The sequence below is a fragment of the Phytoactinopolyspora limicola genome, from assembly GCF_011320225.1.
Lineage (GTDB): Bacteria > Actinomycetota > Actinomycetes > Jiangellales > Jiangellaceae > Phytoactinopolyspora > Phytoactinopolyspora limicola.
Window position 1 is genome coordinate 710,494 of the sequence record NZ_JAAOEN010000002.1, and the last position, 23,150, is coordinate 733,643.

15 protein-coding genes are annotated in these 23,150 nt (G+C 67.8%); 9 read left to right on the forward strand and 6 right to left on the reverse strand.

What is annotated here, in order from left to right; all coding sequences use genetic code 11:
• Positions 1-9: 9 nt before the first annotated feature.
• From cofD to G8760_RS08970, 6 genes are all read left to right on the forward strand, one after another.
• Positions 10-972: a 2-phospho-L-lactate transferase gene (gene cofD, locus G8760_RS08945; RefSeq protein ID WP_166350088.1), complete on the forward strand. Its 963-nt coding sequence runs from the start codon at positions 10-12 to the stop codon at positions 970-972.
• A complete protein-coding gene (locus G8760_RS08950) occupies positions 969-2,279 on the forward strand; it encodes a coenzyme F420-0:L-glutamate ligase (RefSeq protein ID WP_166349880.1) in 1,311 nt (436 codons plus the stop codon). Before cofD ends, G8760_RS08950 begins: the two co-directional genes overlap by 4 nt.
• 67 nt (positions 2,280-2,346) lie before the next feature.
• Positions 2,347-3,102, forward strand: coding sequence for a TIGR03089 family protein (locus G8760_RS08955; RefSeq protein WP_166349882.1), 756 nt, complete (start codon positions 2,347-2,349; stop codon positions 3,100-3,102).
• 24 nt (positions 3,103-3,126) lie between these two features.
• Positions 3,127-5,364 (forward strand): glycosyltransferase, encoded by a 2,238-nt coding sequence (locus tag G8760_RS29785; protein ID WP_207782168.1) that lies wholly within the window; start codon positions 3,127-3,129, stop codon positions 5,362-5,364.
• Positions 5,365-5,457: 93 nt separating this feature from the next.
• The gene (locus G8760_RS08965; RefSeq protein ID WP_166349884.1) at positions 5,458-6,006 is read left to right on the forward strand and encodes a hypothetical protein; all 549 of its coding nucleotides are present in this window, start codon (positions 5,458-5,460) and stop codon (positions 6,004-6,006) included.
• Positions 6,007-6,054: 48 nt separating this feature from the next.
• Positions 6,055-6,654, forward strand: coding sequence for a TetR/AcrR family transcriptional regulator (locus G8760_RS08970; protein WP_166349886.1), 600 nt, complete (start codon positions 6,055-6,057; stop codon positions 6,652-6,654).
• Between the two features lie 24 nt (positions 6,655-6,678).
• On the opposite strand, the gene G8760_RS08975 is transcribed toward G8760_RS08970, so the two are convergent.
• A complete protein-coding gene (locus G8760_RS08975; RefSeq protein ID WP_166349888.1) occupies positions 6,679-7,569 on the reverse strand; it encodes an ABC transporter substrate-binding protein in 891 nt (296 codons plus the stop codon).
• Positions 7,570-7,720: 151 nt separating this feature from the next.
• Here G8760_RS08975 and ggt point away from each other — a divergent pair, with 151 nt between their 5' ends.
• On the forward strand, positions 7,721-9,529 hold the full coding sequence (ggt, locus tag G8760_RS08980; RefSeq protein WP_166349890.1) for a gamma-glutamyltransferase: 1,809 nt from the start codon (positions 7,721-7,723) through the stop codon (positions 9,527-9,529).
• 78 nt (positions 9,530-9,607) lie between these two features.
• Here the strand turns inward: ggt and G8760_RS08985 are convergent, their stop codons facing one another.
• Both G8760_RS08985 and G8760_RS08990 read right to left on the reverse strand, forming a co-directional pair.
• Positions 9,608-12,274 (reverse strand): M14 family metallopeptidase, encoded by a 2,667-nt coding sequence (locus G8760_RS08985; protein ID WP_166349892.1) that lies wholly within the window; start codon positions 12,272-12,274, stop codon positions 9,608-9,610.
• 478 nt (positions 12,275-12,752) lie between these two features.
• Positions 12,753-13,451: a GntR family transcriptional regulator gene (locus G8760_RS08990; RefSeq protein ID WP_166349894.1), complete on the reverse strand. Its 699-nt coding sequence runs from the start codon at positions 13,449-13,451 to the stop codon at positions 12,753-12,755.
• A gap of 502 nt (positions 13,452-13,953) precedes the next feature.
• On the opposite strand from G8760_RS08990, the gene G8760_RS08995 reads away from it, so the two are divergent.
• Both G8760_RS08995 and G8760_RS09000 read left to right on the forward strand, forming a co-directional pair.
• A complete protein-coding gene (locus G8760_RS08995) occupies positions 13,954-15,297 on the forward strand; it encodes a dicarboxylate/amino acid:cation symporter (protein WP_166349896.1) in 1,344 nt (447 codons plus the stop codon).
• 205 nt (positions 15,298-15,502) lie between these two features.
• Positions 15,503-17,746: a M14 family zinc carboxypeptidase gene (locus tag G8760_RS09000; RefSeq protein WP_166349898.1), complete on the forward strand. Its 2,244-nt coding sequence runs from the start codon at positions 15,503-15,505 to the stop codon at positions 17,744-17,746.
• A 343-nt stretch (positions 17,747-18,089) separates the two neighbouring features.
• Here the strand turns inward: G8760_RS09000 and G8760_RS09005 are convergent, their stop codons facing one another.
• From G8760_RS09005 to G8760_RS09015, 3 genes are all read right to left on the reverse strand, one after another.
• Positions 18,090-18,497 (reverse strand): RidA family protein, encoded by a 408-nt coding sequence (locus tag G8760_RS09005; RefSeq protein ID WP_166349900.1) that lies wholly within the window; start codon positions 18,495-18,497, stop codon positions 18,090-18,092.
• Positions 18,498-18,610: 113 nt separating this feature from the next.
• On the reverse strand, positions 18,611-21,181 hold the full coding sequence (locus G8760_RS09010) for an acylphosphatase (RefSeq protein ID WP_166349902.1): 2,571 nt from the start codon (positions 21,179-21,181) through the stop codon (positions 18,611-18,613).
• Between the two features lie 175 nt (positions 21,182-21,356).
• The gene (locus tag G8760_RS09015) at positions 21,357-22,868 is read right to left on the reverse strand and encodes a sugar-transfer associated ATP-grasp domain-containing protein (RefSeq protein WP_166349904.1); all 1,512 of its coding nucleotides are present in this window, start codon (positions 22,866-22,868) and stop codon (positions 21,357-21,359) included.
• Positions 22,869-23,150 lie beyond the last annotated feature (282 nt).

Sequence of the window (23,150 nt, forward strand, 5' to 3'; positions counted from 1 at the left end):
CATGGCGTGCTGAAGATAACCGCGCTGGCCGGCGGCATCGGCGGGGGCCGATTCCTGCGGGGTCTGCTCCGGGCCGCACCGGACGCCGAGATCACCGTCATCGGCAACACCGCCGACGACATCACCCTCCACGGGCTGCACGTCAGCCCCGACCTAGACACGGTGATGTACACCCTCGGCGGCGGAATCCACGAAGAGCAGGGGTGGGGCCGGGCCGACGAGACGTTCTCGGTCGCCGAGGAGCTCGCCGCGTACGGCGCACACCCACAGTGGTTCACGCTGGGCGACCGCGATATCGCCACCCACCTGGTCCGCACCCAGATGCTCGCCGCCGGCTACCCGCTCTCGGCCGTCACCGAAGCGCTGTGCGACCGCTGGCAACCCGGCGTCCGGCTGGTGCCGATGACGGACGAACGGGTCGAGACACACGTCGTCGTCGACGAGGACGGTCACCATCGAGCTATCCACTTCCAGGAGTGGTGGGTGCGGATGCACGCGTCGATCCCCGCCGAGCGGATCGTGTTCACCGGCATCGAGTCCGCCACCCCCGCACCGGGTGTCCTCGATGCACTGGACGCCGCGGACGTCATCGTCTTGCCGCCGTCCAACCCGGTGGTCAGCATCGGCCCGATCCTCGCGGTCAGCGGGATCCGCGAGGCCCTCTCGTCGTCGACGGCACCGGTGGTGGGGCTCTCCCCGATCATCGGCACCGCGCCTGTCCGGGGGATGGCCGACGCCGTGCTACGCACCATCGGCGTCGAGGTCAGCCCCCAAGGGGTAGCGGGTATGTTCACCGACATCCTCGACGGCTGGCTGGTCCACTCGTCCGACTCCGACGTGGTGCCCCACGTCGAGGCCCTCGGCGTCCGCTGCCGGGCGGTGCCGCTGCTGATGAGCGACATCGACGCCACGTCGGCGATGGCCAGTGCTGCCCTCGACCTGGCCGCCGGCATCCGAGGACGTGACTCATGAGCCGCCGCTCCCAGCGGGTGACCGACACCTCAGCACTCCACTACGAGGTGCGCGGGATCCCGGGTATTCCTGAAGTCCGGCCCGGTGACGACCTCGCCGGCCTGCTGATCCAGGCGCTCTCGGGCAGCCCTCAGAGCGCCGCCGCACCGACCGGCCCCGCACCGACCGGCCCCGCACCGACCGGCCCCGCACGGACCACCGCGGACGACGAGCCACCGGCACTGGCCGACGGCGACATCGTGGTTGTCACGAGCAAGATCGTCAGCAAGGCCGAGGGTCGCATCCGCACCGGCGTCGACCGCGACGCCGCCATCGACGACGAAGCCGTCCGCACCATCTCGGAGTGGACCACCCCCCGGGGCCGCACCAGGATCGTCGAGACCAGGCACGGCTTCGTCATGGCCGCCGCCGGGGTCGACGCCTCCAACGTCGAGCCGGGCACCGTCGTCCTGCTCCCCGAAGACCCCGACGCCTCGGCCCACCGGCTGCGCAACGCCCTGCGTGAGCGGCTCGGCGTACGGGTCGGCGTCGTCCTGACCGACACCGCGGGGCGGGTATGGCGCAACGGCGTCACCGACATGGCCATCGGCGCCGCCGGGATCCACGTCGTCGACGACCTCCGGGGCTCGGTGGATCCATACGGCAACGACCTCGGCGTGACGGTGGTGGCGGTCGCCGACGAGCTGGCCGCCGCGTCAGAGCTGGTCCGGGCGAAACTTTCCGGTGTCCCGGTGGCCATCGTCCGCGGCCTGGGCCACCTGCTGCTGCCCGACGGCGCCCCCGACCCCGGCGGGTCCGCGCTCGTCCGTCCGTCGGCCGACGACCGGTTCCGCCTCGGCACCCCGGAGGCCATGCGCGAGGCCGTCACCCATCGCCGCACCGTGACGACGTTCGCCGCCGCCCCGGTCGGACCGGACTTGATCCGCCGCGCCATCGACGCCGCCCGGATCGCGCCCCATCCGGGCCTTGCCGAGTCGCCCGCGCGGTTCGTCGTCGTCGAATCCGACGCCGCGCACAAAGCGCTGGCCGACGTCGTCCGGGTGGTCGACCCTGAGGCAGCGACCATCCTGGCCGGTGCGCCCCGGATCGTCATTCCATGCTCAACTGACACCAGCACCGAGGCCACGCTCGCGCTCGGGGCCGCGGTGGAGAACGTGCTGATCGCGTTGGCCGCCGACGGGCTCGGCTCGGCGTGGCTTCTCCCGCCCGTGGATCAATCCGACGCAACCACCGCGCTCGACCTACCCGCCGGATTGACCCCGTACGGCGCGATCGCTCTGGGCCATCCCGCCTCGCCGGCCCACTAGTCGCGCCGGCGGCCAGGGACCGGGCACACCCCGGTCGGCGGTCAGCGCCAACGCGTAGCCTCGTGCCATGGTCACGACGCCGTACGAGCTACTACGGTCCGAGCTGAACCGGGATGGCTCCCGACCGCTGCTCACCTTCTACGACGATGCCACCGGCGAACGGGTGGAGCTGTCGGTCACCACCTTCGACAACTGGGTGGCCAAGACCGCCGGCCTGCTCCGCGACGACCTCGCCGTCGACTCCGGCGGGCGGGTGACACTGCTGCTACCGCCACATTGGCAGTCGCTCGCCTGGGCCGCGGCGTGCTGGGCGCTGGGCGCATGTGTGGTCACCACCACCGACGACGCCGCAGTGGTGGTCTCTGGCCCGGACACTCTCGACGACGCCGCCGCGGCCGACGTCACCGACGTGGTGGCCCTGTCGCTGCGTCCTCTCGGAGGACGGTTCACCGAGGCGCTGCCGATTGGTGTGCTCGACTACGCCGTCGAAGTGCCCGGCCATCCCGACCAGTTGATCCCGTATGTACCTCCCGCCGCCGAGGAACCCGCCCTCGACCACGGCACGTCCATCCACACGCTCAGCGGGTTGGTGACGCTTGCCCGCGGCCGGGCCGAACAGCTGGGCGCGGCCCCCGGTGCCCGGCTGCTGGTCACCGCGCACGATCTGCCGTCGGCGCTCCTTGACGCGTTGCTGGTACCGCTGGTGGTGGGGGGCTCGGCAGTGCTGGTCCGGCATGAAGACACCACGGGCCGGGCGGCCCGAGTAGCCAGCGAACGGGTGACGCTGGAGGTCCCCACGGCGACACGTCGTGAGACTGCCTAGGTATACATGGCATCATCGGTTCCCGTGCCAGTCATAGAGCCCACCGACGTCGACGTCCTCGACATCTCCGACCTGCGTTTCGCCGGTGGGACGGCGCACAGCATCGCCGAGGAGATCAAAGCCCAGCATGCGGTCGGCTACACCACCGCGCTGATCCACCTCAACGGTCCGCTGGTCGCCAAGGTGTCGCCGGTCAACCCGATGATCCGGCAGGAGGTGGAGCGCGGGCACGCCCATCTGTTGATCCGAGGCGAGGCGGTGCGGGCCCGGCTGGCCGTGGTCCGGCATCCCGCCGTGCTCCAGGAAGCGGCGGACCAACTGCCGCCGGTGGACGCGGATCGCGTGGTGATCGTCGCCAACGCCGCCCCGCACGACATCGACGGACACGAGCACTACCGACCCGAAGATGTTCATCGCATCGCTCAAGACCGGTTCGGACAGGACCCGCTGTGGGCTCCTATCGGGCCGCTGGTCCGCGAGGCGATCGCCAGGCGGGTGCCGCCGGCGCAGCTCCTCGACACCGACTGGGTGAACATCATCGACGTCGACGCCTGGGCCGCGCCGCGCGGGGAACCGGGCGAGCGGCCGGTGATCGGCCGGCATAGCCGGGCCTCGGCGCAGAAGTGGCCGGCCGACGTCGAAACTCTCCAGGCGGCCTACCCCGTGGACGGCTCGTGGACGGTGCGGGTGCTGGGTGGTGCCGATCCGGCCGAGGCACTACTCGGGCAGTTGCCGGCGACGTGGGAGGTGTACGAGTTCGGGGCGATGTCTCCTCGGGAGTTCCTCGCCGGGCTGGACTTCTTCGTCTACTACCACGACCCGCGCTGGATCGAGGCGTTCGGCCGCACCATTCTCGAGGCCCTGGCCAGCGGGGTGCCGGCGATCCTGCCGCCACATTTCGAGGCGCTTTTCGGTGAAGCCGCGATCTACGCCCAACCACACGAGGTCCGCCGAGTGGTCACCGAACTATTCGCCGATCGGGCGGGGTACAACGAGCAGGTGGCCAGGGCGGCAGCCCTGGTGCGGTCGACGTTCGGCTACGAGGCACACGTATCCCGATTGGCCGAGCTGGTCGGCGAACCGTCCGCGCCCGAACCGGTCACCGTCGCACCCGACGAACCTGAACCGCATCGGGAGCCGGCCGTCGTCGACCACGGTGCGGCCAGTGCGGACGACGCGCCCGAACCGGCCCGTCCGCGCATCTTGTTCATCTCCAGCAACGGCTCCGGCATGGGTCATCTGACCAGACTGCTGTCCTACGCGGTGCGGTGTGAGCCGACCGCGGAACCGTACTTCCTGTCGTTGTCACAGGCGGTGCCGATCGTCGCAGAGTTCGGCTACAGCTTCGAGTATCTGCCATCGATGCCGGCCACTGGCCTGGCGCCACAGCGGTGGCACGCCTACTTCGCCGCGAGTGTGCTGCAGACGATGGAGCGGGTCCGCCCCGCCGTGGTGGTCTTCGATGGCACCTGGCCCTACGAAGGTATTCCGTCGGTGCGTGCCGCACTGCCCGAGGTGGCGTGGGTGTGGTCGCGGCGGGGAATGTGGAAGGCCGGAGAAGGCCAGGACCGGCTGGCCAAGGCGGACTGGTTCGACCTCGTGATCGAGCCCGGCGATCTCGCCGCCCCGGCCGACCGTGGAGTGACGGCCAGGGACGACGTCGCGGAGCGGCTCGGCCCGGTCACCTTGCTGGATCCCGACGAGTTGATGAGCCGAGGGGCCGCCCGGGAGGCCCTGGGCCTGGATCCGGCGTCGCCGATGGCGTTGGTGTCGCTCGGGGCTGGCAATATCAACGACACCCGGGGCGATGTCGGGGCATCCATCGCGGCCCTGTGGAGCTTGGGTGTGCAGGTATGCGTCACTCGCGCCGAAATCGCCAGCGGCGGCGGGGACCACCCGGACGTGCACCTGGTGCGTACCTATCCGCTGTCGAGGTATTACCGTGCGTTCGATCTGGCGATCAGCGCGGCGGGCTACAACTCGTTCCATGAGTTGTTGCGCTTCGGGGTGCCGACACTGTTCGTGCCGAACCTGGCCACGGCGCTGGACGACCAACCAGGGCGGTCCCGGCACGCGGCCGAGCAGGGGTGGGCGTACGAGTTGCCGTCGGTGTCGGTGGACGCGGCCAAGCCGCTGCTCACGGACCTGTTGGCACATGGCACCGAGATGACCGCCCGGGCGCGGGTGGTAGACCCGGGTAACGGCGCCGCCGACGCGGCAGCTCTGATCACGGGCCTGATCCGCGCACATCAGCTGCGGTGACGGGCCGGTGTCCCCGGTCTTGATCGGCCCGCATCCTTGACGCGTCACCGCCGCCGGGCGCGGGGAGCCGGCGCAGGGCACTATCGTGGACCCGTGGCGAGCAATCCCAGAGTCCGCAAGGCCGGCCGGTATGTGCGTCGACTACCCGGCTACCGCTATGCCCGTCGCGCCCTGCTGCCCCGAATCCGGCAGAGCCCGGGCGCACGTTCACTGGTCAAACGGGTCTTCGACGTCGACGCCGCGCAGCCCGCCCCGATGGATGTCACGCCGGGCAACCTTCTTGGCGGGGTCGGCGCCGAACGCCTGCCTGTGGCGGTGGTGCTCATGCTGCGGGTGCCCGCCGACCGGATACCAGGCGTCGTCGACGAGATCGCGCGACTACAACTGCTGAGCGCCGGGTTCCGGCCGGTGATCGTCATGGACACACCTGCGCTGAGCGCCGTACGTCGTTATGGGTTCCCGGTCGAACTGTTGGTCGCCGAGGAGGAGTGGAACGACGAGTACCAACCGTGGGACGAGTACGCCCGGCTACGGCTGGGCCGCATCGTCGCCACCTACCGCAGTGCGGCCACCGTCACCGTCGGTCCCGACGGGCTCGACGACACCAACCGCCTGATCCTCACCAGCTGCGCTCCGGTGTGAGCAGCCACCACCGCCCCATTGTAGTACAACCGTACTATAATTCGACCCGTGCCTCGATACGTCGATCCCGATCAACGCCGCACCACCGTCGCCGAAGCGCTCTGGCGGGTCGTGCTCCGCGACGGCCTGGAGGGCGCCTCGGTGCGCAACGTCGCCCAAGAGGCCGGCCTGTCCGTGGGGTCACTCCGGCACTACTTCACCACTCAGCGCGAGCTCTACGTGTTCGCCATGCGGCTGACCGCCGAACGCATCGAGCAGCGGCTTCAAGGCATACCCGTCGGCGACGACGCCCGTGAGGTCGCGCTACGTGGCCTGACGGCCGCTCTGCCTCTCACCGACGAGACGATCGCCGAGAACCGCGTGTGGTTCGCGTTCATCACACGGGCCCGGCTCGACCCAACCTTGCGAGAGATCGCCGACCACGAGTACCGCGAGCAGCATCTGCTGTTCCGTCAACTCATCGCCTACCTCGTCGACGAGGGAGCCGCACCAGCCGATCTCGACGTCGATGCCACTGCCACGGAGTTACACGCCTTGTTCGACGGGCTGGCCTCCCACGGCATCAACCATCCGGAACACATGCCGGCCGAGCGCATTTACCACACCGTGGAGCATTGGCTCGATCAGATGCCGCGGCCACCCCGCTGAAGTGCAGCAGGACGCCGGGCTCGATCAACGGACCCGTCGGGCCAGAGCCGCATCCGGCGCAGCCGCCACATCGGGATGGAAGATCCCGGCCAGCGCCTCGACACCGTCCACCAGCCGTGGGCCGGGACGGGCGAACGAGGCGTTGGCGTCGACCGCCCACACCGGTAGCCCGGTCGGCAAGAACTCACCGGCGACGACGTCCTCGGCCAGCCGTATCGACGTTTCCAGCCCATATCCACACGGCGCACTGATCACCACATCGGCGCCGGCGGCAACGATCTCCTCCCACCCGCTCCGGAACGAGCGCTCACCCGAACGGCCCAAGACACATACCCCGCCGGCCGCCGCGATCATGTCCGGCACCCAGTGTCCCGGAGCGAACGGCGGATCGGGCCACTCCAGAACGAGCGCCCGCTTCGGCGACTGGGTGCTGATGCGGTCCCGCACCACGTCCAGCCGGCCGGTCAGCGACGCCACGAGATCCTCACCCGCCGGACGGGTTCCGGTGGCCTCCCCGATGGTCAGCACCGATGCGAGCACCTCGGTGAGCGTGTGCGGGTCGACGGTGAGCACCTCTGCCCGGCACGCGAGATAATCCAGCGCGTCGTGGACCGTGGAGACGTCGACGGCGCAGACCGCGCACAGATCCTGAGTGATCACCAGATCCGCGTCGAGGCCGGCCAGGGCACCCTCGTCGAGGTGGTACAGATCCTCACCCGCCACCATCCGCGCACTGACCAGCTGGTCGATCTGGGCTGGTTCGAGCCCGTCGGGGAGCGCGCTGGTCGACACGATGCGTTTGGTCCGGGCCTGCGGCGGATAGTCGCACTCGAACGTCACACCAACGACGTCGTCACCAGCTCCGAGCGCGAACAGGATCTCCGTCACCGACGGAAGCAGCGAAACGATACGCACGACACCCACGGTATCCGTCGACGCTCCGGCCGCGCCGACGTCGTTCTCCTCAAGTCATGCTCAAAAGGGGTTCACTCGTCCCGCGACCGGTTGTAGCGTGCCCCGGATCATCGAGATCATTTCGGTGTACCCAAACCTGAAGGAGGCGGGTATGACCACGAGATTCCGGCGACGACACCCGGCAACCGCGGCCATCGCGGGCACCTGCGCGGTCGGGCTGGCCCTGGCCCTGGTAACTCCCACACAGGCCGCTCCGCGCGGCCCCGACAAAGAGGCGACCGCCACCGGCCACGGCGGCGCGGTCGCCGCACTCGACCCCTACGGTGCACAGGCGGGTCTGGAGATCCTGCGCCGCGGCGGCAACGCCGTCGACGCGGCGGTCGCGGCATCCGCGGCACTCGGCGTCACCAGGCCCTACGACGGCAGCATCGGCGGCGGTGGGTTCATGGTGATCTACTCAGCCGACACCGGCGAGGTCACCACCATCGACTCTCGTGAAACAGCACCGGCCGCGATGGAGCCGGATGTGTTCATCGACCCCGACACCGGGTCCCCCATCCCGTTCCAAGAGCGGCGCGTATCCGGGCTCTCCGTCGGGGTGCCCGGGCTGGTCCGCGGGTGGGAGCAGGCACTCACCGACCATGGCACCATGCCGCTACACCGGGTGCTTCAGCCGGCCATCCGGCTCGCCCAGGGCGGCTTCGTCGTCGACGACGAACACCAGCGTCGTACGGAGAACAACCGCGACATCTTCCACGACTTCACCTCCAGCCGCGAGACGTTCCTCGTCGACGGGGAGGCACCAGAGGCCGGAACCGTGATCCGCAACCGCGACCTCGCCCGCACCTATCGGCTGCTGGCCCGGCACGGGGCCACCGTGTTCTACGAAGGCGAGATCGCCGAAGCGATCGCCGACGCCGTCACCAACCCGCCGGTGGTTCCCGGCAGTAGCCGCAACGTTCGCCCCGGCGAGATGGAGGTAGCGGACCTGGCCGACTACGAGGTGATCGAGCGGGAGCCCACCGCGACGTCCTACCGGGGCTTCGAGATCTACGGGATGGGCCCGCCGAGCAGCGGCGGATCCACGGTCGGCGAGGCGCTGAACATCCTCGAAGGCTTCGACCTGGACGAGCTGCCGCACGAGGAGGCTCTGCACCTGCTGATCGAGAGCTCCGCCCTGGCTTTCGCCGACCGCAACGCCTACCTCGGTGACCCGTCGTTCATCGACATCCCGCTGCGTGGGCTGCTGTCGGACGAGTTCGCCGCCGAACGTCGGACTCTGATCGGGGCCGACGCCTCGACGAAACCGCTGGCGGCGGGCGACCCGTGGCCGTATGACGACGGAACCCCCGGTGCGGCCCCAGCGGATCCGGCCACGGCCCGCACCGACGGCTCGACGACCCACCTGACCGTCGCCGATGGTGCCGGCAACGTGGTGAGCTACACGTTCACCATCGAGCAGATCGGGGGCAGCGGCATCACCGTCCCCGGCTACGGATTCCTGCTCAACAACGAGCTGACCGACTTCGAGCCAGACCCCGATCACCCGGCCAACGCCCCAGCCGGAGGCAAACGGCCACGCAGCAGCATGAGCCCCACCATCGTGCTGGACGCAGACGGTGCGCCAGTGGCCGCATTCGGCTCACCTGGTGGTGCCCGCATCATCACCGCGGTGCTTCAGGTCGCGGTGAACCACCTGGACCTCGGCATGAGCCTGCCCGAGGCGATCGCGGCGCCCCGCCTGTCCAACCTCAACGGGCCCAGCACCGGAACCGAACCGGAGCTGATCGACAGCCCGGTTGGTGCGGCGCTTACCGCCCGCGGACATCAGTTGAGCGCATTGACCGGCATCGGCAATGTCACCGGTGTGGCCTTCTTGCCAGATGGCCGGCTCCAGGCGGCGGCCGAACCGGTACGCAACGGCGGTGGGAGCGCCGTTGTGCTCCACCCGGACAACTAACGCTCCCACCTCCACACCTCCTCCCCTCCCATGATCATTGGCTTTTGGCCACCGGATCCGGTGGCCAAAAGCCAATGATCATGGGGTTTGGGTGCACATCTCGACCCGTTCGGCTGCCGCCATACCCAAGGTCGACTCGGGATCGAGTAGGTATGGGATCAACCCGCGATGCGGCTGCCCCAACGGCACGAGAACTCCGTCGTCGACGTCTTCCACTTCCACGCCGTGTGCGGCCAACCGGTCGGCGATCGAACCGTGGCCATCCCCATCCTGGGTGTATTGCTCGTCAGTGAGCAGATAGCCACACGGTGCCGGGTCAACTATCAGCGTCGGCTGCTGATTGCTCGGCGGTGTGACGGGGACGTCGCGCCGGCCGTCGAGGTACACCGGTCCCTCATTGGCGATCGCGGCGATCTCCGCGGCCTCGATGGCCGCCTGGACGGCTTGGTAGTGCTCCCGGTGGTAATCGAGCAGATCCCGGAACGCCCACAACTGCGCGTACACCCGGCGCTTCTGGTTCTCCGGGGTGGTGACCAGCGTGTTCACATCACCCTCCGCCGGCCGGGTGACTCCCGGACGACGCCTGGTCTCGAACAATACTCCGACGTGGTTCTTCAACCCGGCAGCGTTCTGTAGCTGCCCCTCCCAACCAGTAGCCACGATCGGGTACTGCAACGGCCACCAGCCGGCACCGGTAGCAGTACCGAACAGCCGGCCACGGACCACCTCGTCCTGGCTCAGGGCCCACAGCTCCTCGCCGACGTTGACACTCCGCGCCCACAACGCCTCCGCGTCGGCACCTTCGGCGGACTGGAACTCATGTCCGTCGATCACCATGTCCGGTTTGTAGTCCCGCATCACCTCGGCCAGGGCAACCGTCTCCGGGTGACGGAGTAGCAGGTGGTCCCGGTTGAGGTCTTGGCCAGCGGAGTTCGGGCGCTGGTTGGCCGCCCGGCCGTCCGGGTTGGCCGTCGGAACCATGAGCACCGTGGATTCGGCCAGCAGGTCGGTCACCCACGGATCGTCGGAGAACGCCAGCTCACGCAGCAGCATCAGGCAGGCTTCCCGTGCCGCTGGTTCGGTGCCGTGGACCGTACATACGAACAGGACCGACGGGGCATCGGCGATCTCGTCGGCCGGCGGCGGGGTGTCCTCGCCGACCACCATCAAGTGCAGCGGCCGGCCCTGAGCGGTCTCTCCGATGGTCTCCATTCGCACTCGGTCACTGTCCATGGCGATCCCATCCAGCACCGCCAGCTCGTCCTCATGGGGTGTCCACTGCGCACCATCATCGAGCTCGAACGCGGTGAGGTGCGCCTCCGGCCCCAGCAGGCCGGGGGTGTCCGCGACCACCACTTCGGACCACTCTCCGGCCGCGGCGGCGCCCACCGCCCGGACCCGCCAGCGGTACTCCTCTCCCGGAGTGAACCCAGCATCGGCGAAGGTCAGCTCACTGCCGTCGTAACGGCCGGGTAGCCAGCGCCCGACCACCTCCGCCGGCTCGTCTCCGGCCACGGTCATCCGCTCGATCTCGTACTGCCAGGCACCGTCAACGGACTCCCATGTCACCGTTGCGAAACCCGTTTCCGGCTGGATGCTCACCCCGGTGACCTGGTCCGGTTGATCTGCCGGAGGAGGCGGCGCGCTGGCGCCGTCGATGCCGACGGAGTACCAGCCCCACTCGTTCACCGCGCCGGACGTCAGGTGCGAGAAGCCGAGCCAGCCAGCCTCATGGGCGGCGTCTTCCACTGTGACCAGCCAGTCTTCCGGCTCGGCCAACCCATGTGGCCATAGTTTGACGTGCAGCAGATCGCCTTCCCGGCGCAGCACGACCCAGTACCAGGAGCGGGCATCGATCGAGTGATCAAGGGATGCGGTGGCCAGCTGAGTGAACGAGCCATCCACATAACGGTTCACCCGGACACTGCTCGCCCGGCCGTCGATGTAATAGCTGTTCTCGGCGCCCGACTCGCCAGACACGTGGATCGGCAGCTGAAACCGGGTCGCCGTTGTCCCGTCGGACATCCGCACCGCGGCCCGAACCTCGACGTCACCCTCGACCCAGCCGTCGTCACCGGGTACGTCCCAGGTCAGCGCCCGGCGCCCACTTTCGGCGCCGACGTCGTGTCGCAACCGGGACGGCGTATCCACCACAGTCCAGTCGCCCGGGCGCCACCGTTGCGACCAGCCATCGGGCACCTCACCGGTGGCCTGGCCGGAGAAGTCGGTCCAGAACTGGCCGTCCTCGGTCACCATCAGCCCGGACTCCACCACATCCACGTCGCGTGGACGATGCCGGCCTGAATCCGCCGCCGGAGTGAACAGCCGTACCCGCAGGTCGTAGTCACCCGAAGCGGTCCCACCTGGTACTACCGGTTCGATCACGCCAGTGCCGCCATCGACAGACCCATCACCAGATGAACCATCGAAGGTCAGCCACTCACCTCCGGAGGACTCCCGGAAATCCACCACCACCGGCCAGTCACGGGTGCCCGCGACGACCACCTCGAAGGACTCACCGGGGCCGGTCCTGGCCGGTTCCGACGCGGACGGCGCCACGATCCGCACAGCAGGCTGGCCGCCGCTGGCCTCGCCGCCCACGTCCGGGCCGGGTGCGGCCGCCACTCCGGACGACAACCCCGCAACCATCACCGCGGCGATACCCACCGGACTGCCGCGTCTCCACCACCTCAACACCCGCCGGTGTCCGGCTCCGCTCAACTGTTGTTCGGCTCTGCTCGCCATACCTTGCTGGCCTCCTCAATGAGAGAACCGGCCGCGGGTGGCCTCAAAAACCCAGCCCACGGCCGGCCCTGGTGACCTGGGATGTTGGCCTAGGGCGCCTGGGCAGCCGCAGGGATAGCAAGCGCACATGGCAGTTCGGGGAGCACCGTGTAGCCGATACCGCGACGAAGTCTCATAGCAGTTCCTCCTCGTCATCACCATCGTTCGCACCCGTCGAGCGCGGGTCCGCCGGGCAATTGCCAGCTGCCACGCCGACGCCACCACAGCGCCTGACGACGTTCGCGCCACGATCGTCACACCCACTGCACCACCACTGGGCCGGACCCGTGACCAGAGATCAGATTGGCTGTTTCGTCATGTCGATCGAACCTCCTCAACGCGATGTCGACCGCCAGCTCGGGGGTGCTGGACGTGGCACCACCGAACAGCAACCTGTCGACACCGGTGAATGGGAGTTGAGGAGACGCTGAGGTTTCTCTTACCCGCCGGACGCCGGGCTTTTCTCCAGCATGTCGGCATCGAACAGCTCGTTGACCAGGCCACCGAGGCGCCGCCAATGCTCGGCCGAACTCGCCGCAGCGGCGTCGATCTGCCCCTCCGCGAACAGATCGATCAGGTGGTCGTGATGCTCCGAGGTGTCCTGCCGGCCGAGGAGGTTGGAGAACTTGCGGTACAGGATGCGATGGATCTGCGGCCGGATGTCGTCGATCATCTTGGTCAGCACCGGGTTGTCCGCCACCTCGATCAACACACCGTGAAAGGCATCGTCCGCGGCGAGTGCCTCATCCACCGCTTGCCGTTGCACGGCCGCCCCGAAGCGCTGGTTGGTTTGTCGCATGCGGCGCAGGTGCCGCTTGGTCAGCAGTGGCCCGGCCTCGCGGACGGCGAGTTCGTCGAGTACCTGCAAAACCTTCAGGGCGGCGGTGACGTCACGCCGACTCAGGGGGGTGACCCGCGTGTAGACACCAGGCTTGGACTCGACCAGGCCGGCGTCGGTTAGACGGGACAGGGCCTCACGCACTGGCGTCCGGCTCAGCCCCATGCTGGCAGCGAGTTCGGTGTCCTTGATCTGCTCCCCTGGCGCGAACTCGCCTTTGATGATCGCTTCTTTCAGGATTTCGTATGCCTCTGAGCTGAACAGAACCCTGCGCAGCGGCGCTCGGGGACTCAAGGGCATGGCCTCAAGGATACATCTGGCCGAGATCGACGAGAGCGGCAAACGCCCATGACCAAGGATGATGCAACCATTGACACGGTAGAACTCTGGACGCAGAATATCGGAACCACCACAGCCACACAGCGTCCACACCCGCTGTGAATCCCGTCCGATGGCACTTGTCCTCGACGGTGTCAGCCAGAGGCCGGACGTCTCCGCGGTCTTCGCGGAGCCCGTGAGCCGACGCAACTGCGTGGATCACACCACGACGTCATTCCAGACCGTCCACCACGCCGGTTTATGCCGCGCTCTCAGCCCATCGAGCGCGTCCGCTGCCCCGCACAACCACAAACCCATCTCTCGATGTGCGAACCCATGTCCTCGGCCACCCGACTCGGCGTCCTGCCCATCGGGTCGACGGCAACCCGGTCCGCCGATCACCCCTGCCACGACGGCTTTCACCGTGGTAGGCGACGGGCCCCCAATCCACAACACCCACTCGCCTGAAAGAGGAACACCAACGATGACACTCGAAACGCCACCCTCGGCCGCCCGCACCTGGTGGCGGCGCTATCTGGAATTCCCGCTCATCTGGAAGCTTGCCATCGGGCTCGGTGCCGGCGTGGTGGCCGGCCTCGTGGTGGGCCCGTCGATCGAGGAGATCAAACCTCTCGGTGATTTGTTCCTCCGGCTGCTGCTCATGGTGGTCATCCCGCTGGTGGTGGCGACGCTGATCGTGGGCGTCTCAGCGATAACACCCGCCCAGCTCGGCCGCATCGGCGGCAAGATCTTCATCTTCTACATGCTGACCTCAACCGTGGCGATCTCCCTCGGGCTCGCGCTTGCGTTCGTCTTCAACCCGGGCCGCGGGATGAGCATGCCCGCCGACGACACCGAACCAGCCGAGGCACCATCACTGGCCGAGACATTGCTGAACATCGTGCCGCAGAACCCCATCGAAGCCATGGCCGAGGGACGCATTCTGGCCGTCGTGTTCGGCGCCGTGGTGGCCGGCCTGGCGATCGGCAGCATGCGGCACAGCCCGGTGGAACGGGTCCGTGATCTGGGCGAAACGCTGCGCAAACTCGCCGAAGCGGCGTCGGAGGTGATGTTCCGGATCGTCCGCGGTGTGCTGGAGTACGCCCCGATCGGTGTCTTCGCGCTGATCGCCGTCGTGGTCGGCCAGACCGGAACGGACGCGCTGCGGTCGCTGGCCGAGCTGATCGGTGTGGTCTACGGCGGGGTGGCATTGCAGATCGGCCTGTATGCGGTTCTTCTGCTGTTGTTCGGGATCAGCGTCCGGCGGTTCTTCGCGCTGGCCCGCACTCCCATGCTCACCGCGTTCGTCACCAGAACGAGCGGCGGCACCCTCCCGGTCAGCACCCGCGCCGCGCAGCGGATGGGGGTCGACGAGAGTGTCTACAGCTTCAGCCTGCCGTTCGGCGCCACCATCAACATGGATGGCACGGCTCTGTACATCGGCGCGTCCGTGGTGTTCATCGCCAACGTGTCCGGCATCAATCTCTCCATCGGCGAGATCCTCGGTGTTGTCCTCGTGGGGGTCCTGGCTTCCATCGGCACCGCCGGGGTACCTGGTGCCGGCTTGATCATGCTGTCGCTGGCCGTCACCCAGGCCGGCTTGCCGTTCGCCGCCGTAGCGCTCGTCGCCGGCATCGACGCCGTGCTGGACATGGTCCGCACGATGTGCAACGTCACCGGTGATCTCACCGGCACCCGCATCGTCGACAGGACCGAGTCCGGCACATCTGACTCCGGCACGTCCGAGACCGGCACGCCCGAGGTGAGCCGTCAGCCCGAATCGTCGCGTCAACCGGACGTGACGTCCGAGTCGACGCTGCGCGGCTGACCTTCCTGATCGCGTGGGCCGCCGTCGACCGGGGCTGCGGCGGCCCACGTCGTTGACCCACGAGGTCACGACCGGCTCAGCTGCCGGAGCGTGCAGGCCGTGGCAGCTGGCCGGCCGTGACCCTCAGGCCCCGAGAACAGGGAGAAGGCGGATGAGACCTACTACAAGATCCACCCCCAGGTTGCGGCCGAGAACCATGCTGGCGATGGGAATCGCCACCGTACTCGGCCTGACCCTGCTCGCAGGCCCGGCCGCCAGCGCCGACGACGCTGACACCGGGACGGTCTACTCTACGGATTTCTCTGAACATCCGGCCGGCCCCGGCGTGCCCGATGGGTGGGCCGAGCACTGGGGTAGCAGCCACTACGAGATCGCCGAGTCACCGTCCAGGCTCGTGAAGACGAGCATCGGCGACGTACGGCACCTGTTGGCGTGGGAGGACGTCGGGGTCGTGGAGGGCGACGTCGAGGTCGCCACGCTCGTCCGGCAACCACAATCCACGCTTCCATGGATGGACATCACCAGGTTCCAGCTCCACCTGCATGCCAGCGGCGAGGCTGGAGCCATCGACGCCTACTTCGTCGACGACACCGGAACCGACCGGCAAGGCGTCCGGATCCGGCGCAGTGTGAACCATGCGCAGTCGACCCGCGCCAGCAACTCCGGGCCGGCGTTCGACATGCACACCTGGCATCACGTGGTCTTCCAGCGGCGTGGCGACGCGCTGCGAGTGAAGGTCTGGCCGTATTTCGACGACGAGCCGGACGAGTGGACCGTCGAAGCTACCGACGGAACCCACCACTCCGGCCGCGTCGGCGTCGGGTATTTCGGTGCCCGCGTCACGCAGGAGTTCGCGTGGTACTCAGTTGGCGTGGGAGACGAGGATGCCGAACGAGCGCCGGCCGGGATCGACGGCATCGCTGAGCCGGCCGTCCCCGTCGCGCCTTCCGCACAGGCCACCCCCGATCATGGCGCGGTCCTGCTCAACTGGGACGAGGTGGCCGGCGCCGACCACTACGAGATCGAACGCGATGGCGAACCCGTCGCGCTCGGGTGGGAGGTGTCGTCGTTCGCCGACGCTGAGCTGCCCCCGGGCGCTTCGGCTACCTACCGGGTGCGTGGGATCAACGCGCTGCTCGGCGCCGGGGAGTGGAGTGCACCCGTCGACATCACGGCGGATCCCCTGCCGGACGAGCACCGGCTCGAGTTCGAGGTCGAGCCGGACCATCCGTGGACCAGTCACGAGGAGGAACTGGCGTTCCTCGCCGATATCGCCGCGGCGTCGGACCGGATGGACTACGAGGAGATCGGCCGCAGTGGTGAGGACCGGCCGATCCACCTGGTCCGGATCGGGCGGGACGGACCACCGGACGATCACGAGATCGCCGACCGGCCCACCGTCCTGATCACCGGCGGCAACCACGGCAACGAGCAGGCCGGCCGCAAGGGTGTGCTGCTTTTGCTGCGTGAGCTCGCGACGTCGACCAATAGCAGGGTCACCGACTGGCTGGACACCTACACCGTTCTAGTGGTACCGACGATCAATCCGGACGGACAGGCCGCCGACACCCGGAACCTGGTGATACCCAACATCGACCCCAACCGGGATTTCCTCGACCTCACATCGCGAGAAACCCGGACGGTCATCGACGTTCTCCGGGACCACCGGCCCGACGTGGTCATCGACGCCCACGAGTGGGCCGGCTCCCCTGGGCACCACCGCGGCGAGATGGAGCTCAACGCGATGGGTAACTACAACACCCACCCGGACCTGCTCGATCTCTCCGGTGAACTCTTCGACGATTACGTCATGACGCGGGCGAACAACGTCGGCGGCTGGCGTAGTGGGCACTACCAGGAGCGTTACGGCCAGCCGACGCGACTGCGCCAGATCACCGGGCTCAAACATGCTTTGTCGCTGCTCACCGAGTCGTCGCGGCATCCGGAGGTGCGACGGGTCAACGAGGTCGACCTGTCCCGGGACGACCCGCGAACCCGGCCACGGCGGGTAGCCAGTCAACGTTTCGTGCTCAGTGAGGCGATGGACTTCTTGACTGACAACGTCGACCGGGTGAGTGCGGCCACCGCGGAGTCGGTTGCCGTGGCGGAGGCCAACCAAGGACCGATGTACACCGACGGAGATCTGCTCAACCCGCCCGGACCGGAGCAGACGTTGGACCCGCCGGTATGCGGCTGGATCATTCCCGAGCGCAACGGCGGTGGTGTCGGCGACGTGCTCGACCACCACGGCATCGAGTGGAAGAACCGCCCGGTGCGTGGTGGCCAGTTGGTCACGTTCGTTCCGGCGGCGCAGTGGGCTCGGCCGGTCGCCATCGTGGCGCTCGATCCTGACAGTCCGTACCGCCTCGACGGCATCACCACCGAACGCCTTCCGGATTCGGGATGGTGCCGCCGCGGCCGACCGTTCACCCCACCCGGGCAGGACTGACCACACCCCCTCCCCATGATCATGAACACTTTGCCGTGTGATGACACGGCAAAGTGTTCATGATCATGGGGAGGGGCCGGGCCGGCCGTCATGAGTGACGCCCAGACCACTCCGCTCGTCGGTAGCCGGTGGGCACGTGCCCCCCTGAGCCGAACCGGCCGGGTTCCGTCAATCGCACCAGGCCTGGACGCCGCTCACAACGGCCGGCTCGGGAGGCGTCGAACTCGACGCATGCCACCCTTGCAGGTATCGCGCTGCTCAATGGGCAAAACGCACGAAGCGCCCATTTATGACGGGGCCTGGAGTATGACGTACGTCACTTTGACGCCCGACGGTGGGCGACTTAGTCCCGGACGGCTGCCACTGCCTCGACCTCAACGAGTTGATCGTCGTAGCCGAGGACCGTCACTCCGGATAGCGTGCTCGGCGCATCGTGGTCACCGAACTCCCCACGCACGACCTCCCACGCCTCGACCAGGTCTTCTTGCCGAGTAGAAGCGACCAGCACCCTGGTGTAGATGACGTCGGTCAGATCGGCACCGGCGTCGTTGAGAGCGACGCGCAGATTCTCCATTACCTTGGCGGCCTGGCCGGCATAGTCGCCGACCGCCGCGGTGGAGCCGTCGGCATTAAGCGGGCACGCACCAGCCAGGAAGATCAGCCTGGCATCAGCCGGCGCCGTCGCTGCATAAGCGTACTCGGCCACGCTGGACAAGGTGGAGGAACGGATCAAGGTGACGGCGCTGGGCATTTCTTCCTTCCGCCTGTGGAGATGGTGGAGACCCTGACATCGCAACACTATGTCAGCGACATGATCACTCCGATCGATGCCACCCGCGATCAACCTATGACCTCTCACACAGTTCAGAGTTGGCGCTCGCGGATCGTGAACCCGACGCCGAGCCGCTCAGTGCTGACGGTGGTCTCGACCAGCTCCGGCCGGGCCTGCGACGGGCCAAAGATCGCCTGCATCGCCACCGCACTCACCAGGTCCAGCGGGCCGGCTACCGCGGCCTCCACCACATCCGGCTCGGCCGCATTACGCACCCAGCCGCTCAGCCCCAACTCATGGGCCAAATTGGCCAGCCACTGCCGGTAGCCGACCGCTTGGACCTGTCCGGTGACCCGCAACCGTACTGCTACCTGCTCCGATTGCGCCACGGTGGACAGACCATGCCGGGCCGTATAGTGATCCATGAGTGCCCGTGACACGTTGCGCACCGGGCCGCTAGCCGGGAAATGATGAGCGCTCGTCGCCGGCAAGGAGTTCAGCTCACAGACGCCAGCCCGCTGCTCACTGAGCGCCAAACGATGGTCTGCCGCCAGAATGTCGACACCCGCATGGCCGAGCCCCGGTACGGCCCGCACCGCCCGCACGGCGAGGTCGAGCAACGACGGGTCGGTCTCGTCCAGTACCTCCGCACTTTCACCCCCAAGCGAGACGTTGCCAGCAGTGGTCAGCGCCACATACTGGCCGGCCGGCGGGACCGAATCCGGATACGTGTCCTGCCGCCTCAATCGCTGCACGGTCGCCGCGTCGAGGGTCAACAGGCGAGAACGTAGGTGTGGGTTGCGCAGTCGCACGAGATTCTTCGCCAGGATCAGCTCGGCGACGGTGGAGCGCCCGTCGCCGACGACGTGCCCGGGTCGGCGGCTGAGCACCGAGACGACATCGTCGCCGACGACGAAGAACCGGTAATCGGAACCGGGGATGTGCTCCTCGATGATCACGGCCTCGAGACCGGCGGCGGCGAGTTCGCTCACGGCTCTACGCAGCGTGGATTCGTCGGCGATGTTCGACGTCACACCACGACCCCCCTTGCCGTCCGGAGGTTTGACGACAACCGGCCAGCCCAGCGCCCGGGCGAAGGCTTCGATCCGTGGCCAGTCGGCAACCGGCATCAACCGGCCGGCGGGCACCGCCACCCCGGCCCTGGTCAGGTAGGCCCGGGAGACGTCCTTGCGGGCGCAGACCTTCGCGACGAATCGGCTCGTGGACGGCCCGGTGGTGCAATGGAAACCGATGCTGCGGCCCGATGCGTCGCTGGCGTGAAAGTCCACGGCGTGAAACCGCATGGTCGTGAGCCCCAGCCGTCGGGCCTCGCGCTCCAGCAAGTAGCTGTCCAGGGAGTTCTTGCCCAAGGTCTCTAGTCCGGGGGTGTCGAATCGGTTGTGCCCGGCCGCGCCACCCCATGGGTCAGCCTTCGCCGCCACCTTCACCTGGATGGCCCGCCCCATAGCACCGACGATGCGCGGCAGACTGGGCTCGGCACCAAGCCCGCTCGGGGCCGGGTCCACCGCCCAACCGCGGTCGACGTCGTCCTCCCCATAGCGGGCCAGCCGTACGGTTGCCTGCCCCGGCAGAAACATGTCCAGCTTCGGCACCACCTGTGCGAGTTCGTCGAGCCCTGCTGCTTCCACGTCGCTGGGATGTCCAGAGCCGGCGACGATCACCATCGTGTCCGGGTCGGCGGCCACCGCTGCTTCGGCGATCCGCAGCGCCGTGCCGATACCTCGCCGTAAACCAACCGAGACCGCCTGCACCGGGCCATCGTGAAGAAACGAGTGCAGATCGGTCTCCGTCTCCACACTCTCGTCCAGCACGATGCGCAACTCTCCACCGCGGCCCCCAGATGCGCCCAGGTCACGCGCTTGCGCCAACAGCGCCGCGAGTTCACGCCGACGGGACCGCGGGATCGGCTGCTCGACGTAGACCGGCGCGCCCAGCCGCCCTTTCGTCCGCAGCGTGGCCAACTCCGCCACCAGGTTCTCGGCGTGCGGCGCCGAATACCGACCGGAGCATTCCAGCCACAGCGGACGCGGGGCACCGCCGGTGTTGTTCACCTCATCGGCGACCAGCAATGCCTGGACATCGCGCTCGACGTTTCCGTGGGCGGCCAATCTCGTCACCGGGTACTGGCTATGCTGGGCGGCCACCTCAGCCCGGATCGCTTCGACGTCGGCACCGGCGGGAATGGTGCTCGCCGACGGCCGTGGCCGGGCCCGGCGCACACCCAGCAACCCGGCCAACCTGGTCCCGCGGGCCCTGGCCACAGCTTCGAGCAACGCAACCTCGAGCGCACCGCGTACACAATCGACAGCGACGTGTTGGCGGCTGGTGCGCGCCGCCGCGTGTGCGTGCCGGGCGAAGCCCGCGACGAGATCCGACACCTCGCGTAGCGGATCAGCACCACCCAGCGCCACTCCACCCAGCTCACCGGCTGCCGACATCATCGCTGCGGCTAGCGTCGGCGAGTTCCACGGTGATTGTGTTCCCGGCGGCAGCGTGGTGACACCACCCCCGATCACGACCTGCTCCGACGCGTCGTCGGCGCGGACATAGACGACGACGCTCAACCGATCCGGCCGGGTGGACCGTGGCCCAGGATCGCCGGCGCCAGCCACTTCCGCTAGGAGGACCTCGTTGATCCGCATGGCGCCTGCTCCTTCGTCCTGGACCCGCCCCGTGGCCGTCGCCGTCCGCAGCAGACCATCATGACCACTTCGGCGCGAAGAAATGGAACAGGCGCACCAGAACTACCACGGATATGACGGCTTGATCCGGCGCGGCCCGTCGATCACCGCGACGTCGATCAAACCCGACGCACGTTCAGGCCGCGGCTTTGACGTCACGTAGGTGTTGTACGTGCGCGAGGACCTCGTCAGTGAGTTCACCGAAGACTGGGCGTCGAGTGGCCAGCTGATAGATCCACATCGCACCCGCGAAGTTGTGTTCCACAAAGAACGGGCCGCCGTCCTTGCCGACGGCGATGTCCCAAGACACGAGGTCATAGTTCAGCAGGTCGGCATGGAGTGCGCGGACGAACTCGACGTACTCCGAATATCGAGGCACCGGTTCGAGGTCGGCGAACGCGACATCGGTCGTGGGGTGCCTCGCGAGAACGCTGGCGTGTTCGTCGAAGCCCTCCGGCAGGAACGAACCATCGGCCTCGACGCCAACGCACACACCTCCCGTCCCGGCGTTGTCGTTGACACGACCGTCCGCTCCGAACCGGGCGAACGTGAGCAGATGGTGGATGTCCTTGCCGAGCCGAATCGTCAGCATCCGGAGGGTATTTACCGACGACGGGTGCACCCGCGCCATCAGCGAATGCTGTTCGATGACCTGCTGAACCAGGAAGTCGCCACCGTACAGCCGCTCGATGTCAGCCAGCGTTCGCGGCTTCCCGTGGATCACGGCGCGGCCATCGGTGTCGAATTCCAGGAGATTGACCCGGATGCCGTTCGCGCTCCTGCTCGGCTTGATGATGGCGCGCTGACATCTCGACGACAACATGGGCAGGACCTCGTGCTCGCCCACCACGTCGTTGTCCGCGTCGAAGTACTTGCCATTGATACGCCGCAGGTAGTTCAGTGGCTGCCGGTCGGTGCGCACGAGGTAGGGATACAGCCCTTTGTCGACGTAGGCACGCTTGACCTGTTTGTCAGCGTTGAACAACCGCTGGATGGTCCGATACTGCGTGGGCGGAAGTACCCGCGGATCGGCCGCACCGGTCAGGTTCTCGTAGGCGATGTGCAGCGCGGGATCGATGTCGACCGCCATGTGCTCCCGCCAGAACGCCCGCGCCGCGTCGACCGAACTCGGCGAGTGAGTGTCCAGCAGCCCGGCATGGTGAAGCGGCCCGAATGCTTCGCCGGCGGGATCGATGCCGAGCCGGTGGTATCTCTGCGCTGCCGCGTCTTCCACGACCTCGTACTGCCTGGTTTTGCGGAACCCTCGGCGTGGCAGGGTCTCCTGGGTCGGATGAACGTCGACATGCTCGACGCGGGCGGCATTCGGCCCGAGTCGGCATGCTTCCAGGAGGGCATCGACCTCGCCGTCAGCAGCGGCCAGCACTTCGACGGTTCCATCGCTCCGGTTTCGGACCCATCCCCGTACGCCCAGCCTGTTTGCCCTGCGTACGACGAAGTCCCGGAAACCGACGTTCTGCACGTGACCCCGGATGAGGAAGCGGACGGCGTTGTGCTCATCTTTGGGCGGGCGAGCGCCGGCCCTGCGGTCATCCGGCTGCGCCGCAACCACGGGCGGTGCGCCCGCCACCATCTCGCCAGCTCCGGCCCGCGAAGGGGTGACCTTGCTCAACAGCTTTCTAGCATCCATTGCATTACCCAAATCGTGCCTGGATCGTTGCTCAAACGTTACAGGTTGATCACCATACACCCTGCTCCGTCATGTCATGAGCAAACGAGCACAACTCGTTGAGGGTTCCCCGCCTCCATCTCCCGGGTGATCGTTGCCTGGTTTTGGTCGCTATACAGCCTGTTGCTTTTTGCATTGGTGCTGGTCGGCGTGTCGTGGTGCCTGGTGGGTGGTGCTTTGGCATGGTTCGGCGTTATGGCGAAGGGGTACCGGCGTGTGGATCGTGAGCAGGCGTTTTTGTTG